At 64.7% G+C, this 16468-nt stretch carries 13 protein-coding genes and 1 pseudogene; 5 read left to right on the plus strand and 9 right to left on the minus strand.

Features of this window, described 5'->3' with window-relative positions:
• Positions 1-2 precede the first annotated feature (2 nt).
• Both NY08_RS07445 and NY08_RS07450 read right to left on the minus strand, forming a co-directional pair.
• Entirely contained in the window at positions 3-833 is an 831-nt protein-coding gene (locus NY08_RS07445) for an NUDIX hydrolase (RefSeq protein WP_045195675.1), read from the minus strand.
• Between the two features lie 64 nt (positions 834-897).
• A complete protein-coding gene (locus NY08_RS07450; RefSeq protein WP_032398336.1) occupies positions 898-1740 on the minus strand; it encodes an ABC transporter ATP-binding protein in 843 nt (280 codons plus the stop codon).
• Positions 1741-1771: 31 nt separating this feature from the next.
• Between NY08_RS07450 and glgX the strand changes: the two genes are divergently transcribed.
• On the plus strand, positions 1772-3937 hold the full coding sequence (gene glgX, locus NY08_RS07455; RefSeq protein ID WP_045195677.1) for a glycogen debranching protein GlgX: 2166 nt from the start codon (positions 1772-1774) through the stop codon (positions 3935-3937).
• Between the two features lie 11 nt (positions 3938-3948).
• Here glgX and yczE read toward each other — a convergent pair.
• From yczE to ctaD, 4 genes and pseudogenes are all read right to left on the minus strand, one after another.
• Positions 3949-4704: pseudogene (gene yczE, locus NY08_RS26405) on the minus strand (membrane protein YczE); the annotation flags it as partial.
• Positions 4596-5390 carry a peptidyl-tRNA hydrolase gene (locus tag NY08_RS07465; RefSeq protein ID WP_045199925.1) on the minus strand — a complete coding sequence of 265 codons (795 nt, stop codon included), beginning with the start codon at positions 5388-5390 and terminating at the stop codon, positions 4596-4598. The pseudogene yczE and the gene NY08_RS07465, both read right to left, overlap by 109 nt.
• A gap of 26 nt (positions 5391-5416) precedes the next feature.
• Positions 5417-6643 carry a phosphoserine phosphatase SerB gene (gene serB / locus NY08_RS07470; RefSeq protein WP_045199927.1) on the minus strand — a complete coding sequence of 409 codons (1227 nt, stop codon included), beginning with the start codon at positions 6641-6643 and terminating at the stop codon, positions 5417-5419.
• A 144-nt stretch (positions 6644-6787) separates the two neighbouring features.
• Complete coding sequence (gene ctaD / locus NY08_RS07475; RefSeq protein WP_032397727.1) at positions 6788-8578, minus strand: aa3-type cytochrome oxidase subunit I; 1791 nt, start codon at positions 8576-8578, stop codon at positions 6788-6790.
• 347 nt (positions 8579-8925) lie between these two features.
• On the opposite strand from ctaD, the gene NY08_RS07480 reads away from it, so the two are divergent.
• From NY08_RS07480 to NY08_RS07495, 4 genes are all read left to right on the plus strand, one after another.
• Positions 8926-9966, plus strand: a complete 1041-nt coding sequence (locus NY08_RS07480; RefSeq protein WP_045199929.1) for an ABC transporter substrate-binding protein — start codon at positions 8926-8928, stop codon at positions 9964-9966.
• A gap of 4 nt (positions 9967-9970) precedes the next feature.
• Positions 9971-10444, plus strand: a complete 474-nt coding sequence (locus NY08_RS07485) for an NUDIX hydrolase (protein WP_032397726.1) — start codon at positions 9971-9973, stop codon at positions 10442-10444.
• 99 nt (positions 10445-10543) lie between these two features.
• Positions 10544-11461, plus strand: a complete 918-nt coding sequence (locus NY08_RS07490) for an SPFH domain-containing protein (RefSeq protein WP_032397725.1) — start codon at positions 10544-10546, stop codon at positions 11459-11461.
• A 3-nt stretch (positions 11462-11464) separates the two neighbouring features.
• The gene (locus NY08_RS07495; RefSeq protein ID WP_032397724.1) at positions 11465-11662 is read left to right on the plus strand and encodes a hypothetical protein; all 198 of its coding nucleotides are present in this window, start codon (positions 11465-11467) and stop codon (positions 11660-11662) included.
• A 24-nt stretch (positions 11663-11686) separates the two neighbouring features.
• Here NY08_RS07495 and nrdF read toward each other — a convergent pair whose 3' ends face one another.
• From nrdF to nrdE, 3 genes are all read right to left on the minus strand, one after another.
• Positions 11687-12652: a class 1b ribonucleoside-diphosphate reductase subunit beta gene (gene nrdF / locus NY08_RS07500; protein ID WP_045195679.1), complete on the minus strand. Its 966-nt coding sequence runs from the start codon at positions 12650-12652 to the stop codon at positions 11687-11689.
• A 161-nt stretch (positions 12653-12813) separates the two neighbouring features.
• Positions 12814-14208 (minus strand): DUF2252 domain-containing protein, encoded by a 1395-nt coding sequence (locus NY08_RS07505; protein WP_082073715.1) that lies wholly within the window; start codon positions 14206-14208, stop codon positions 12814-12816.
• A 67-nt stretch (positions 14209-14275) separates the two neighbouring features.
• Positions 14276-16441, minus strand: coding sequence for a class 1b ribonucleoside-diphosphate reductase subunit alpha (nrdE, locus tag NY08_RS07510; protein ID WP_045195681.1), 2166 nt, complete (start codon positions 16439-16441; stop codon positions 14276-14278).
• Positions 16442-16468: the final 27 nt, after the last annotated feature.

A 16468-nucleotide genomic window follows, 5' to 3' on the forward strand; every position in this document is an offset into this window, starting at 1 on the left:
GGCTACCGGGCCTCGTCCCGGCGATCGGACCAGGGATGTCGCGTTCCGGCGTAGTAGTCCTCGTCGCCGTCGAAGAGCACTCGTACGGTGCCGTCGTCTCGGGTCAGTACCGGCAGGACCGGGGTTACCTCGCGTTCGTGAGCAACGACGTCCGCGACCGTGTCGAACCGGGACAGCGCATCCAACTGGCTCCAGGTCGGCGGAAGCAGGATGGTGTTTCCGGAGCGCCAATCCGCCAGTGCATCACCGGTCGAGCGCCAGCTGACCGACGCCGCCTCGCTGGTTTCGCCGTCCGCATTCTGGCCCTCGGGCAGCACGGCGACGAAGAATCGGGTGTCGTACCGTCGCGCTTCACCGACCGGAGTGATCCAGTGCGACCAGGGCCGGAGCAGATCCGCTCGCAGGACGAGGTCGTGGGCGGTGAGAAATTCGGCGAACGAGATCTCACGGCGCTCCAGCCGACCGCGCTCCGCAGCGAACGGCGCGGTATCGGCGACGATCGACTCCGGCGTCGAGCCGGCCAACAGCACCCCGCACTCCTCGAACGTCTCACGCGCTGCAGCACACACCAGGGCCTGCGCCCTGCCCTCGTCGGTTGCGAAGCGCTCGGCCCACCACGACGGTGGCGGACCTGCCCAGCGGACGTCCGCTGCCGCGTCCGCAGGGTCGACGCCGCCACCGGGAAACACCGTCATCCCTCCCGCGAACGCCATGCCACCGACGCGTTCGAGCAGGAACACCTCGATGCCCGGCCGTGACAGACCGTCACGAATCAAGATGACGGTCGAGGCATCCCGCGCCTGCACGTGATCGGCAGCACCAGTCGAACTCATGGAAGGCAACGTACCGCTGCGCTGCGCAACGCCGTCGCTCGGTCCGCGCTATCGGCGGTGCGTGCTATCGGCGGTGCGCGCCGGCAGCGCGGGTTCGCCGCGCGAAGAACCGACCGTCGACGCGATCGAGCGTGATCGACTGGCTGAACGCCTCGGTCAGGTTCTCTGCGGTGATGACGTCGTCGACCAGTCCCTGTGCCACCACCCCGCCTTCCTTGAGCAACAACGCGTGACTGAATCCCGGCGGAATCTCTTCCACGTGGTGGGTGATCAGCACGGTGGCGGGGGCATCGGGATCGGCTGCGAGGTCGGTCAGGCGTGCCACCAGTTCCTCGCGTCCGCCGAGGTCGAGGCCCGCCGCCGGCTCGTCCAGCAAGAGCAGTTCGGGATCGGTCATCAGGGCACGGGCGATGAGAACACGCTTTCGTTCGCCTTCGGACAACGTGCCGTAGGTGCGGGTGGCGAGATGTTCGGCACCGAGGCTCTCAAGCATCTCGACTGCGCGCTCGGTGTCGACCGCGTCGTATTTCTCTCGCCAACGCCCCAGTACCGAGTAGCCCGCGGACACGACCAGATCGGACACGAGTTCGTCGGCCGGAATGCGCTGCGCCAGCGAGGAGGAGGACAAGCCGATCCGCGGTCGGAGTTCGGAGACGTCGACCCTGCCCATGACCTCTCCGAGAACGTGGGCGACACCGGACGTGGGATGGATCTCGGCGGCAGCGATACGCAGCAGAGACGTCTTTCCGGCACCGTTGGGGCCGAGCACGACCCACCGTTCGTCCAGTTCCACCTTCCAGGTGACGGGTCCCACCAGGGTCGCACCGCCCCGGCGGACGACTACGTCGGTGAAATCTACGAGCAGGTCGGGATCCGGTTCAGACACGACGCCTATCTTCTCGCACATCGACCGCGCATTCACGGCAGGATGTGCACGCGTGTCGCCCAATGACGATCTACCCAGCACTTCCCGCCGTACCTCGGACCGGGAATCCGGCGCGAACCCACCCGGATCACCGTTCCCGCTGGGTGCCACTGCACTGTCGACTGGCACTCAATTTGCAGTCCATGCGCCCGAGGCCGATGGAGTCGAGGTGTGTCTGGTCGATCCGGACGGCGGTGAACGACGGGTGGAACTGACCACCCGCACGTTCGGAGTTCGACATGCCTTCGTGCCGGGAGTTCGACCCGGTGACCGATACGGGTTCCGCGCCCACGGGAGGTGGGATCCGCACTCCGGACGACGGTTCAACGGCGCGAAGATTCTGCTCGATCCCGCAGCACGCCAGGTGTCCGGAACCTTCGGCGACCCATCGGCACTGCTCGCCTACGAGGACGATCCGTTCGGGGCACCCAGTTCTCGAGACTCGTTCGGACACCTCCCGCTCGGCGTCGTCTGCGCGGCCGCAGATCGCGTGGGCCGTCCCGCGCGCCCCGATGTGCCCTGGGACCGAACCGTTCTCTACGAGCTACACGTGGGCTCGTTCACGGCCCGCAATCCCGCTGTGCCCGAGCATCTTCGCGGTACGTACCTCGGGCTCGCCGAGCCGGCGGTACTCGAACACCTCGCTCGCATCGGCATCACGTCGGTCGAATTGTTGCCCGTACACACCACATTCACCGAACCGGGCGTCCGCGCCCGGGGTATGCGAAACCACTGGGGGTACTCGACGGGTGCGTACTTCGCCCCGGATCCGCGCTTCGCCGCTGTTCCCGGTGCCGAGGTGGACGAGTTTCGCACCATGGTCGACGCGCTGCACGCTGCCGGGATCGAGGTGATCCTCGACGTCGTCTACAACCACACGTGCGAATCCGCGGTCGACGGTCCCTCGATCAGTTGGCGTGGGCTCGATGCGCCCGGCTACTACCTGCTGGACGGACGTGGATCGGACGTCGATCTGACCGGCTGCGGCAACACTCTCGATTCCGCTTCGCCTGCGGTGGTGCGGATGGCGTGCGACAGCCTTCGGTACTGGGTCGAGGACATGGGTGTGGACGGGTTCCGATTCGACCTGGCCAGCACCCTCGGTCGACCCGGTGGTTGGCGATTCGATTCTCGCGCACCGTTGTTGACCGCCGTTGCCACCGACCCGGTCCTGGCTCGGGTCAAATTGATCGCCGAGCCGTGGGACGCCACCGGTGCCGGCTATCAGGTCGGCAACTTCGGAGTGGCGTGGTCGGAATGGAACGATCGCTACCGCGACACGGTGCGACGCTTCTGGGCGGGCCAGCACGGTGTCCGCGAATTGGCCTCGCGCCTGGCCGGTTCGGAAGACCTCTTCGCAGGCAACGGACGCCTGCCGTGGGCGTCGATCAACTTCGTCACCGCGCACGACGGGTTCACCGCCCGAGATCTGGTGTCGTACGAGCGGAAGCACAACGAGGCCAACGGCGAAGAGAACAGGGACGGCACCGACAACAACTCGTCGGTCAACCACGGCATCGAGGGTCCGAGCGAGGACCCGTCGGTCGTCGAGGCCCGGGGACGCCATGTTCGGGCGCTACTGGCAACCCTGACGCTCTCCACCGGTACGCCGATGCTGCTCGCCGGCGACGAACTGGGACACACCCAGGGAGGCAACAACAATGCGTACTGCGTCGCCGAGAACGCTCCGGCGGCAGAGAGCTGGGCCATCGACTGGGACGGCGCGGATCAGAACATGATTCGCTTCGTAGGTCGACTGCTCCGCGTCCGAGCGAGCGCGCCGACCCTTCGTCAGCAGGAGTTCTTCACCGGCCGCGCGACACCGACCGGCCGACCCGATCTGGTCTGGTTCGATTCCGCCGGAATCGAATTCGACACGGACCGATGGAACGACGACTCGGTGCGCACCATTCAGGCCTGGGTGGACGGTTCCGACGTCCGCTCCTACGCCTCCGACGGTGGGCAGGTCGACGACGCGAGCTCGCTCCTCGTGCTCCATTCCGGTGGCCCCGCCGAGATCACTCTGGCGTGCCCGAGTTGGTCGGCGTCGCGGTTCGTTCCGGTCCTCGATTCCTCGTGCGCGGACGGGGTGCCCGCGGATACCACTGCGCTGGAACCGGGTTCGACGATATCGGTGACCGGATCGACTGTCCTGGTACTGCGCAGCGCAGGCAGGTGAGTCATGAACAGTTGCACGAGCGGACCGACTCCGAGCGCATAGAGAACCGTCCCGACGCCGAGCGTCCCGCCGAGCAACCAACCGGTGAGTACCACCGACAGCTCGATTCCGGTGCGGGTCAGGCGAATCGACCATCCGGTCCTGGCCACCAGACCGGTCATCAGTCCGTCTCGTGGCCCCGGGCCCATCCCGGCACCGATGTACAGCGCGGTTGCGAACGCGTTGAGCACGATGCCCGACACCATGGCAACGGTCCTGATCGGGAGTCCGTCGAGATGCGGCAACACCGCGGACGTCGCGTCCACGGCAACGGCGATCACCACGACGTTGCTCACGGTACCCAGGCCCGGACGTTGCCGCAGCGGGATCCACATCAGCAGTACGGCCACTCCGGTGATCGCGGTGATGGTTCCGAAACTCAGCGACAGGTGACGTTCGAGACCCTGGTGCAAGACGTCCCACGGGTTGACGCCCAGTCCACCCGCGATCATCGACGACATCGACGCCCCGTACAGCCACAGCCCCACGTAGAGGGCAGCCAACCGAGAGGGAAGCCGGCGACCGGCGACGACACGACGTGGTGAGGTGAACATGCCTCCAGTCTCGGGGCTACTGGATATGTTCGGCATAGCCAGTTGTGCGACAGTGGACCCCAGCTCTAGAGAACGGCGATCACCGTCGTCGAACCGGGTGCCACTTCGGTGAAGCCGGCATCCCGCACTGCGACGGCGCGCCCGGCGCGAACCTCGCCCAGCGCACGCGTCCATTGGTCCGGGTTCGCGGATCGGACCGAACATGCGTAGCCGGCCGCGGCCCACTCGCGGCATTCTTCGGTGCCCATCGCACCCGCGAGCAACATCGACGCGTGCCCCACCTGAGCGGCCGCCTTGCCCACCGTCATGGACAGGGAAGCGTCGATCCACAGCACAGGGCCCGCCGAGACCGCAGGCTCGTCCTCGGCCGCCACGTCGGTCCCACCGATCTGCAGCCGCTTGATCCGCGGGTCCAGGACTCCGACCCGGCCCGGCACGAAGGCGCGGGCCGACGCTCCCCCGACGTCGACCGTCACACCCGGAACGTCCTGCGCTGCGAGCCAGTGTGCACCGCGTGCCCGTCGAGCGACTTTTCGGATCCGAGCCGACGTCCATTCGGTGAAGGCCTCGTTCCACGACGCGCCGGCGCCCACCCGTGGGTCCAGGCACAGCGACACGGTTGCTCGGGCAGCCGCCTCGAGCAACTCGCTACGCCGGGGCGGATCGGATTTGGGGATGTGCAGCACCAACGGCATGGCCAGCACCTGTGACGGATCGGCCGGGTCCTCGGCTCCGCCGTATCCACGAGCGAGTTCGGCGTGGCGCGAGGCGAACGTGTTGTCCGGTGAGAATTCCTCGGCCGCCGCCTCGGCACCGCCCAGGTCGTCCGGTCCGGCGTCGGTCACCGGACCGTCGGTCATGTCGTCGCCGGTCATGGGATCGCAGATCATGGGATCGGGACGCGGCGGACTCCCCCGTCGACCGCGTCCGCAGCTTCGATCTCGTTGCGGGTGACACCGAGTATGAACAGAACCGCGTCCAGATACGGATGCGAGATGGCCGTGTCGGCGATCTCTCGCAACGCCGGCTTGGCGTTGAAGGCGACCCCGAGGCCCGCGGCCGTCAGCATGTCGATGTCGTTCGCTCCGTCGCCGACGGCGACTGTCTGCTCCATCGGCACTCCCGACTGTGCCGCGAACTCGCGCAGTGCCGTCGCCTTCGCAGCACGATCGACCACTTCTCCGATCACCCGGCCGGTGAGCTTGCCGTCGACGATCTCGAGGGTGTTGGCCTTGACGTAGTCGAGTTCGAGTTCGTGTGCGAGTCCCTCGATGACCTGTCGGAATCCTCCGGATACGACGCCGCAGGCGAATCCGAGACGACGGAGGGTACGAATGGTGGTCCTGGCCCCCGCCGTCAGCTCCAGGCTCTCGCCCACTTCGTCGATGACGGATTCGTCCAGCCCTGCCAACGCGGCAACTCGCTGTTCGAGCGACTCCGCGAAGTCGATCTCACCGCGCATGGCAGCTTCGGTGACCGCACGAACTTCGTCCTCTCGCCCGGCACGGGCAGCCAACATTTCGATGACCTCACCCTGGACGAGCGTCGAGTCGACGTCGAACACGATCAGTCGCTTGGATCGCCGTGCGATCCCGCCGCGCTGCACGGCGATGTCGACGCCGATGCCGGCTGCGATTCCCGCAAGGCCGGCACGCAATTGCACATCGGCATCCGGCGAGGTGTCGGTTGCGGTCACCTGAAGTTCGAGGCCCGTGACGGGATAGTCGGCGATTCCGCGAATGGCGTCGATGTTCGCTCCCTGGCGGGCAAGCTCACGGGAGATGGTGCTGAAGGCACGAGCGGTCACGGGTCGGCCCAGAACGACGACGACGTGGGTGGCCAGGCTCTGCCCGCCGTTGCGCGCGGTGTCGATCTCGACATCGACGTGCACGCCGACCGTCGCCATCGCGTCCTCCAGCTCCTCCTGGAGCGCTTCGGGGTCACGGGGGCAGGACAGGAGAACGCCCAGAGTCAGCCTGCCGCGAATGACAACCTGCTCGACGTCGAGCAGGCTGACGTTGTGCCGTGACAGTGCCGCGAACAGCACCGATGTGACGCCCGGCTTATCGGGTCCCGTCACCGTCACCAGCACTGCGGTGTCGCTCGAAGTCACCGGATCTCCCTTTCGCACACGGCCAGCGGCCGGATAGGTCTTCGTGTCACCCGTGGTGGACGAGCAAGCCCGAACACGCCACGAGATTGTCGCAAGCGAAGAGCCCCACCCGGTAGCCGGGAGGGGCTCTCGCTGTGCTGTGGACTACTTGGGGTCCGGGTCTCCGGATCCTTCGTGATCGCTGGTGGCGATCGGAGCCCGGCGGGCCTGTTCGAGGACGGCGGTGGTCTTACCACCGTGCGCTCCCGGCCCGACGTGCGCTTCCGCGCGCATCCGTTCGACCATGTGCGGGTAGTGCAACTCGAACGCCGGACGCTCGGAACGGATCCGAGGCAGTTCGGTGAAGTTGTGTCGCGGCGGCGGGCACGAGGTGGCCCACTCCAACGAGTTTCCGTAGCCCCACGGATCGTCGACCGTGACGACCTCGCCGTATCGGTAGGACTTGAACACGTTCCACACGAACGGCAGTGTCGAGGCACCCAGGATGAAGGCACCGATCGTGGAGATGACGTTCAACTCGGTGAACCCGTCCGAGGGCAGGTAATCGGCGTAGCGACGCGGCATGCCCTCGTTTCCGAGCCAGTGCTGCACCAGGAACGTGGCGTGGAATCCGAAGAACGTCAGCCAGAAGTGCCACTTGCCCAGCGCCTCGTCCATCATCCGGCCCGTCATCTTCGGGAACCAGAAGTAGATGCCGGCGTACGTTGCGAACACCACGGTGCCGAACACCACGTAGTGGAAGTGGGCGACCACGAAGTACGTGTCGGTGACCTGGAAGTCGATGGGCGGCGACGCCAGCAGAACACCGGTGAGTCCGCCGAAGACGAAGGTGATCAGGAACCCGATCGAGAACAGCATCGGCGTTTCCAGTGTCACCTGGCCTCGCCACATCGTGCCGACCCAGTTGAAGATCTTCACACCCGTCGGCACCGCGATCAGGAACGTCATGAAGGAGAAGAACGGCAGCAACACCGCGCCCGTGGCGTACATGTGGTGCGCCCACACCGCGATGGAGAGGGCGGCGATGGCAATAGTCGCGTAGATCAGACCCGAGTAGCCGAAGATCGGCTTACGCGAGAAGACGGGGAACACCTCGGAGACGATTCCGAAGAACGGCAGCGCGATGATGTACACCTCGGGGTGACCGAAGAACCAGAACAGGTGCTGCCACAACAGCACTCCGCCGGTCGCCGGGTCGAACAGATGCGCCCCCAGATGTCGGTCGGCCGCCAGCCCGAGCAACGCAGCCGTCAGCAGGGGGAATGCCAGCAGGATCAGGATGGACGTCACCAGGATGTTCCAGGTGAAGATCGGCATGCGGAACATCGTCATGCCGGGAGCACGCAGGCAGATCACGGTGGTGATCATGTTGACGCCACCGAGGATGGTGCCGAGACCGCCGACGGCCAGGCCCATGATCCACAGGTCCGCACCGACGCCGGGCGAGTGCAGAGCCGAGGTGAGCGGGGTGTACGCGGTCCACCCGAAGTCGGCAGCACCGCCGGGGGTGATGAATCCGGCCGTGGCGATCAACGCACCGAACAGGTAGAGCCAGTACGAGAACGCGTTCAACCGCGGGAACGCGACGTCGGGAGCGCCGATCTGCAGCGGAAGGATGTAGTTGGCGAATCCGAAGACGATCGGCGTCGCGTAGAGCAACAGCATGATGGTGCCGTGCATGGTGAAGAGCTGGTTGTACTGCTCGTTGGACAGGAACTGCATTCCCGGAATGGCCAACTCGGCGCGCATCAGCAGCGCCATGAGTCCACCGATCAGGAAGAACGCGAACGATGTCGCGATGTACATGATTCCCAACACCTTGGGATCGGTGGTCGTCACCGCTTTGTGCAGGAACGACCCCTTCGGTCCCGTCCGCGGCGGGAACGGCCGAGCAGCATCCACCGCGGGAGCGGGCCTAGGCGCTAGGGCAGTCACAGATCCTCCTGATTGCGCGTCGGACCTCGAACCACGAGGCGACGTCATCTAGTCGTGCGCTCCTCGAATCGTAGACCGTCGGACCGACACTTGCCGAACCGGTCCTACCGTGTGTCGTATTGGCCCCGATCGAGCACGCCCACATCGCGCGATCTGCCTGCGCTGTCGGCCTTTCGGACGCATTCGACAACGCTTCGATCGTCGCCGATTCCGGACGCTCGACGGCGTCCGTTCGAGTGTTCTGCGACGGCCGCCTTCCGATACTGTGTGAGACCACCCGACCCGTCGAAGGAAGTCCCGCGTTGCCACTCCACCCACGACTCCCCCGTTCGTGTGCACCGCGCAGGATGGGCGCCGTCGCCGCCGTGTGCCTTGCCGCCACCATGGCGCTGGTCGGCTGCTCCGATTCCGAAGCGCAGGACGACGCATCCACCATCATCCGCACCACCACGAACATCGCCGGTGCCGGAGTGGTCGGGAACAATCGGGACACCGTGGGACTGTGCCCCGCGCTCGCACCACTCGACCCGACCGGAATCGAGGGTGACACCCGACCCGTGGGACATGCCGAGGGGATCAGCGCCATTCCGGCCGACCCGCAGCGCATCGTCGTGCTCGACGCCGCAGGCCTCGACGCGAGCTGCGCGGTCGGAATCTGGGAGCGGGTCGTCGGAGCGGCCACGATCGACCCCGATTTCCGCGGTGACGGCGATCAACCGCTGTATCTGGGCACCGGATTGGCGTCCGTCCCGTCCGTCGGCCCGGTGGGTGCACCCGCCATCGATGCCATCGCCGCCCTCGATCCCGACCTGATCCTGGGTGCCGATTCTCTCGGATCGAACACCTACGACGACCTGACGGCCATCGCCCCGACCGTCTTCACGGCGACCGGACAGGGGTGGAAGGACACGTTCCTGCAGTCCGCGGCTGCGCTCGGTCGCGGCCAGGCAGGATTCGAGGCACTCGCGTCGTTCACCGCGGATGCCGAGCGGGTCGGTCGCGAGATCGACGCCACCCAGACCCAGGCGTCCGTCGTTCGATTCGACGCGGACTCCATCGAAGTGGACGGTCCGAACTCCTTTGCCGGCCAGGTGCTCACCGAAGTGGGGGTCGCGCGACCGCAGAGCCAGCGCGACGCCGATTTCTCGGTCGAGGCGAACGATCTCTCGCCGGTGGAGGGAGACATCGTCTACGTGCGATTCGCAGGCCCCGACGGCGAGACGTACGGCCGCGAGGTGATGGACAGCGACGCGTGGCACGATCTGGGCTCGGTCACCGACGGTCGAGTGTTCGCGGTGAACGACACGGTGTGGTCCGGCAGTGGGGTCGTCGCGGCTCGGGCGATTCTGGCCGATCTGTCCGCGTCGCTGAACGCCTACGTTTCCTGACGCGATGCCCATTCCCGAATTCGTGCAGGCGCTGCGCAGCGTCGTCGGCACGTCGCCGCTGTGGTTGTCCGGTGTCAGCGCGGTCGTCCTCGACGACGACCGGCGTGTGCTGCTGACTCTGCGCGCGGACAACAACACATGGGCCGTGGTCTCCGGAATCCTCGAGCCCGGCGAGGAACCTGCTCCGGCCGCCCTGCGTGAGATCGGGGAGGAGACCGGCGTCGACGCCACGATCGTGCGACTGACGAGTGTCGACGTGACGGAGCCGATCACGTACCCCAACGGCGACGTCGCGCAGTATCTCGACATCACGTTTCTTGCTCGGTACACCGGCGGCATTCCTCACGTGGCCGACGACGAGAATCTCGACGTCGCCTGGTTCGCACTCGACGCGCTCCCGGAAAACCTCACGGCCACTTCCCGATTGCGAATCGAGAAGGCCATCGCCGATGAGCCGTCGGCGTGGTTCCGGCGCTGACTCCCCCGCCGAACGACGGTGAGCGGTTCCCAAGATCTCCGTGCCCGTCGATGCTTAATGTGATATCACTTTAGTATCACCATCGAGAGGGAGGTTCTCATGTCCGCACCTGCAACCGTCGCCGAGAAGCCGACGGGTACCCCGACCACCACCATCGCCGAGCGCCCGGGTTGGGATCTGCCCGGCTGGTCGATGCTCGGCATCGGTCTCGCGCTGTTCCTCGGCGGAATCGCCGCGTTCGCGCTCGGACTCGTGTTCACCGTCGTCGCGCTGGTCGTGACCGGAGTCGTCCTGTTCGTCCTCTCCTTGCCCGCACTCATGGGCCTGACGCTGGTGCAGCCGAATCAGGCTCGCGTTCTTCAGCTTCTCGGGAGTTCGTACAGCGGCACCCTGCGGACGCCGGGGCTGCGTTGGACCAATCCGTTGACCTACCGCCGGGCCATCTCGACGCGAATCCGCAACCACGAGACCGGCCAATCGAAGGTCAACGACGCCGACGGCAATCCGATCGAGATCTCCGCCATCGTCGTCTGGCAGGTTGCCGACACCGCACTGGCATCGTTCCAGGTCGACGATTACGAGGAGTTCGTCGCCGTCCAGACCGAGTCGGCCGTCCGCCACATCGCCGGCAGCTATCCGTACGACGCCGAAGGACGAATGTCGTTGCGGGAGAACGCCGACGAGATCACCGCTGCCATGTCGGAGGAGGTGCACGCACGAGTGCGTTCGGCCGGTGTCGAGGTGATCGAAACACGAATCAACCGGCTGGCCTATGCCCCGGAGATCGCCCAGGCCATGCTGCGACGTCAGCAGGCCGGGGCGGTCATCGCGGCCCGTCAGCAGATCGTCGAAGGTGCTGTCGGAATGGTGGAGATGGCGCTCGGGAAGCTGGAGGAGAAGCACGTCGTCGAGCTCGACGAGGAGCGCAAGGCCACGATGGTGTCGAATCTGCTCGTGGTGCTGTGCAGCGACCGCGACACGCAACCTGTCGTCAACACGGGATCGCTGTATCAGTGAGCCATGGCCGTCGAACGTAAGAAGATTCTGCTGCGGTTGGACCCAACGGTGCACGACGCCCTCGCCCGTTGGGCCTCCGACGATCTCCGGAGCACCAACGCTCAGATCGAGTTCCTACTGCGTCGAGCATTGAGCGAGCAGGGCCGAATGCCGAAGGATGCACAGGACATTCGCGCGCCGGGACGCCCACCGAAAGAGTGAGCGGCCCGACACGCGAACGAATCTCTAGAAGTCCCAGTCCTCGTCTTCGGTGTTGACGGCCTTGCCGATGACGTACGAGGAACCCGAGCCGGAGAAGAAGTCGTGGTTCTCGTCGGCGTTGGGTGAGAGGGCCGACAGGATCGCCGGGTTGACGTCCGTCTCGTCCTTGGGGAACAGGCCCTCGTAGCCGAGATTGTTCAGTGCCTTGTTGGCGTTGTACCGCAGGAACTTCTTGACGTCCTCGGTCAGGCCGATCTCGTCGTAGAGGTCCTGGGTGTACTCGACCTCGTTGTCGTACAACTCGAACAGCAACTCGAACGTGTAGTTCTTGAGTTCCTCGCGCTGCGCCTCGCCGACCTTCTCGAGACCCTTCTGGTACTTGTAGCCGATGTAGTACCCGTGCACGGCCTCGTCGCGGATGATCAGACGGATCAGGTCCGCGGTGTTGGTGAGCTTGGCCCGCGAGGACCAGTACATCGGCAAGTAGAAGCCGGAGTAGAACAGGAACGACTCCAGCAGCGTCGACGCCACCTTGCGCTTGAGCGGATCGTCACCGTGGTAGAAGTTCAGGACGATCTCGGCTTTGCGCTGGAGGTTGACGTTCTCCTCGGACCAGCGGAATGCATCGTCGATGTCGCGGGTGGAGCTGAGGGTGGAGAAGATGGAGCTGTAGCTCTTGGCGTGCACCGACTCCATGAACGCGATGTTGGTGTACACCGCTTCCTCGTGGGGAGTGATGGCGTCCGGGATGAGGCTGACAGCGCCGACGGTGCCCTGGATGGTGTCGAGCAGTGTCAACCCGGTGAACACACGCATCGTCAACTGCTTCTCGACGGCGGTCAACGTTGCCCACGACGGGATGTCGTTGGACACCGGCACCTTCTCGGGCAGCCAGAAATTACTGGTGAGGCGCTCCCACACTTCGGAGTCCTTGTCGTCCTGGACCCGATTCCAGTTGATCGCGGAGACGCGATCGATGAGCTTTACCATGGGTGCCTACCTACAGGTCGATGAGCGAGAGACGGGGACGGAGCTACGTGAAAAGCCGCTGATACGAACACTACCCGTTGTGTCCGACAAGTCCGGTAGGCACTACAAAGTGTGCCGGGAGTGTTGCCCGCAGGGATGACCTCTACGGCTGCTTCGGTCGCTCACCACCCCACCGAGCACGGGACGGTTCCGGCCTCGACGGCAGCGACCAACTGCGCGTGATCACGCTCGTTCTGATCGGCGTAGGCATGGGCGAACCTCACCATCGCCCGACCGACGTTGTCTCCGCGGCCGAGGTAGTCGGCGATCGCCTCCGCGTCACCACTGCGGGCATGCGCTCGCGCGAGAACTTCACCGCATGCGGTGGCGAATTCGGTGAGGTACGGCCCGATGATCTCGCCGTCGGGAATGACCTTCATGTCACGGAACTGCCGAACGTAGAAGTTCATGGTCCCCACTGCCGTCCATCCCACGAACATGTCGGTCGCGCTCTGCAGCATTCGCTGCCCGTTGACCACGCGGGCGCCGTGATTGTCGTACCGGCTCGGTTCGAGAAACTGCTCGAACACCGACGGCCCTGCCTGCTTGATCTGCAGGAAGAACGGATCCTTCGTGCGACGTTCTTCGAGCAGCGCCAGATACACCCGCATTCCGACGCTCCCGACGCCGACCACCTGCCGCACGACGTCGAGAACCCGGAACCTGGTCAGCAGACTCCAGATGTGGTCGTCGACCGACTCGCTGTAACCGGCGATCACCGCCTGCACCAGCTCGATCTGGGAATCACCGACGTGAGTGCGAAAAGGTGCGTCCTCGCGAATCCTTCGACGACCGTCCCTCGTCTCGGTGAACTTGCGGGACGCCCCACGGCTGGTACGACGCTCGGCTTTCGTTTCGATGAGTTTCTCGGCGTGTCGAGCGATGCCCGACGAGAAGTGACCGAGCAGACCGGCGACGTCGATGCGGTCGTACCAGATGTCGATCTCCGGCGTGCTCGCGTATGTCCTCATCTTTCGGCAGTACGCAGCCGTCATCGCCGATACCGCCCGATCGGAGCGTCGCGCATCGACCCCGTTCTCCCGCCCGAGAACCACGAGAGAGGTCGCCAGCCGTTTGAGGTCCCACTCGAACGGGCCGGGCAGCGTTTCGTCGAAGTCGCGGAGGTCGAAGTACAGGTTCCGTTCGGGAGTGGCCCACAATCCGAAATTCAACACGTGGGCATCGCCACACAGCTGGACCTCGACGCCGGTGTGCGGAGTCGACGCGAGGTCGGCTGCCATCACGGCCGCGGCACCGCGGAAGTAGGTCCACGGCGATGCGGACATTCTCGCGTATCGGATCGGTAGCAGCTCCGGCACCCGAATGATGTTCTGCGCGAGCACCGAGTCGAGCGCATCGTGACCACGCGAGACCGGATTCCATTCGCCCAATCCGCTGCGGGGTACGCGCCGACGGGCGTGTCGACCACGCGAGAATTGCTCGGAAGGACGTGCATCCTTCCGAGCAATCTTCACGTCGATATCGGATTCGACCTCGTCGTCCGCCTCGGTGTCCATGCCCGATTATGCTCCGCAGCGGACCGCGAGATCGCGGTATTCGCCACAGGACTACCGACCGAGCCGGCTACAGCATGCAGGACACGCAACCCTCCACCTCGGTGCCTTCGAGAGCCAACTGGCGCAGACGAATGTAGTACAGCGTCTTGATGCCCTTGCGCCATGCGTAGATCTGCGCGCGGTTGATGTCGCGAGTGGTGGCGGTGTCCTTGAAGAACAGCGTCAACGACAGACCCTGATCGACGTGTTGCGTTGCGGCAGCGTAGGTGTCGATGATCTTCTCGTATCCGATCTCGTAGGCATCCTGATAGAAATCCAGGTTGTCGTTGTCGAGATACGGAGCCGGGTAGTAGACGCGACCGATCTTGCCTTCCTTGCGAATCTCGATCTTCGACGCCACCGGGTGAATCGACGAGGTGGAGTTGTTGATGTACGAGATCGAGCCGGTCGGCGGGACGGCCTGCAGGTTCTGGTTGTAGATGCCGTGCTCCTGCACGGACGCCTTCAACGTCGTCCAATCCGCCTGGGTGGGAACCGATACACCCGAGTCGGCGAACAACTTCGCGACCTTGGGCGTGGCCGGCTCCCAGACCTGGTCGGTGTACTTGTCGAAGAATTCACCCGACGCGTACTTGGACTCGGGGAAACCCTTGAAGTACTGACCGCGATCCTTCGCCAGCTGATTCGACGCCTGAAGCGCGTGGAACAGCACGGTGTAGAAGTAGATGTTCGTGAAATCGATTCCCTCGGTCGAGCCGTAGTGAATCCGCTCGCGCGCCAGGTAGCCGTGCAGATTCATCTGCCCGAGGCCGATCGCGTGGGAATCGTTGTTGCCCTGCTCGATCGACGGCACGGAGAAGATGTGCGTCTGATCGGACACCGCAGTGAGGCCACGAATGGCCACGGCGATGGTCTTACCGAAGTCGGGCGAGTCCATCGTCTTGGCGATGTTCAGCGAACCCAGGTTGCACGAGATGTCCTTGCCCACATGGCTGTACGAGAGATCGTCGTTGAACGTCGACGGCGTCGAGACCTGCAGGATCTCCGAGCACAGGTTGGAGTGAGTGATCTTGCCCTTGACCGGGTTCGCACGATTGACGGTGTCCTCGTACATGATGTACGGGTAGCCGGACTCGAACTGCAGCTCGGCCAGAGTCTGGAAGAACTCGCGAGACTTGATCTTGGTCTTGCGGATCCGCTTGTCGTCGACCATCTCGTAGTACTTCTCCGACACGTTGATGTCGGCGAAGGGCACACCGTAGATGCGCTCGACGTCGTACGGCGAGAACAGGTACATGTCCTCGTTCTTCTTCGCCAGCTCGAACGTGATGTCCGGGATGACGATTCCGAGCGAGAGCGTCTTGATGCGGATCTTCTCGTCCGCATTCTCACGCTTGGTGTCCAGGAACTTGTAGACGTCGGGATGGTGTGCGTGCAGGTACACCGCGCCTGCGCCCTGACGTGCACCGAGCTGGTTGGCGTACGAGAACGAGTCCTCGAGCAGCTTCATGATCGGAATGACACCCGAGGACTGGTTCTCGATGCGCTTGATGGGCGCGCCGGCCTCACGAATATTGCTCAGCAGCAACGCAACTCCGCCGCCGCGCTTGGACAGCTGCAGGGCGGAGTTGATGGAGCGGCCGATGGACTCCATGTTGTCCTCGATGCGCAGCAGGAAGCAGGACACGGGCTCGCCGCGCTGCTTCTTGCCGGAGTTGAGGAAGGTCGGCGTCGCGGGCTGGAAGCGGCCGGCGATGATTTCGTCGACCAGATCGGTGGCCAGAGCCTCGTCGCCGGCGGCCAGCGTCAACGCCACCATGCACACCCGGTCCTCGAAACGCTCGAGGTAACGCTTGCCGTCGAACGTCTTGAGCGTGTACGAGGTGTAGTACTTGAACGCCCCGAGGAACGTGGGGAACCGAAACTTCTTCGAGTACGCGTGGTTGATCAGGAACTTGACGAACTCGCGAGAGTACTGATCCAGAACCTCGGGCTCGTAGTAGTTCTCCTCGACGAGGTAGTCCAGCTTCTCGTCCAGATCGTGGAAGAACACGGTGTTCTGATTGACGTGCTGCAGGAAGTACTGATTGGCAGCCTCGCGATCCTTCTCGAACTGGATCTCACCGTTGGGGCCGTACAGATTGAGCATCGCGTTGAGCGCGTGGTAATCCATGTCGCCGTCGCCGCGGACGGTGGTGGGTACGGGTGCTGCGTCGGTGATGGTCGGTGCCACGGCGATGCTCCTACTGGGTATGTGGGG

This window comes from Rhodococcus sp. B7740 (assembly GCF_000954115.1).
Taxonomy (GTDB): domain Bacteria; phylum Actinomycetota; class Actinomycetes; order Mycobacteriales; family Mycobacteriaceae; genus Rhodococcoides.

Bases quoted from the DNA above. Each gene is read 5' to 3' on its own strand.
- NY08_RS07445 (WP_045195675.1), bottom strand. From the start codon at position 833: ATGAGTTCGACTGGTGCTGCCGATCACGTGCAGGCGCGGGATGCCTCG.
- NY08_RS07450 (WP_032398336.1), bottom strand. From the start codon at position 1,740: ATGTGCGAGAAGATAGGCGTCGTGTCTGAACCGGATCCCGACCTGCTC.
- NY08_RS07465 (WP_045199925.1), bottom strand. From the start codon at position 5,390: ATGACCGACGGTCCGGTGACCGACGCCGGACCGGACGACCTGGGCGGT.
- NY08_RS07480 (WP_045199929.1), top strand. From the start codon at position 8,926: ATGGGCGCCGTCGCCGCCGTGTGCCTTGCCGCCACCATGGCGCTGGTC.
- NY08_RS07485 (WP_032397726.1), top strand. From the start codon at position 9,971: ATGCCCATTCCCGAATTCGTGCAGGCGCTGCGCAGCGTCGTCGGCACG.
- NY08_RS07490 (WP_032397725.1), top strand. From the start codon at position 10,544: ATGTCCGCACCTGCAACCGTCGCCGAGAAGCCGACGGGTACCCCGACC.
- NY08_RS07495 (WP_032397724.1), top strand. From the start codon at position 11,465: ATGGCCGTCGAACGTAAGAAGATTCTGCTGCGGTTGGACCCAACGGTG.
- nrdF (WP_045195679.1), bottom strand. From the start codon at position 12,652: ATGGTAAAGCTCATCGATCGCGTCTCCGCGATCAACTGGAATCGGGTC.
- NY08_RS07505 (WP_082073715.1), bottom strand. From the start codon at position 14,208: ATGGACACCGAGGCGGACGACGAGGTCGAATCCGATATCGACGTGAAG.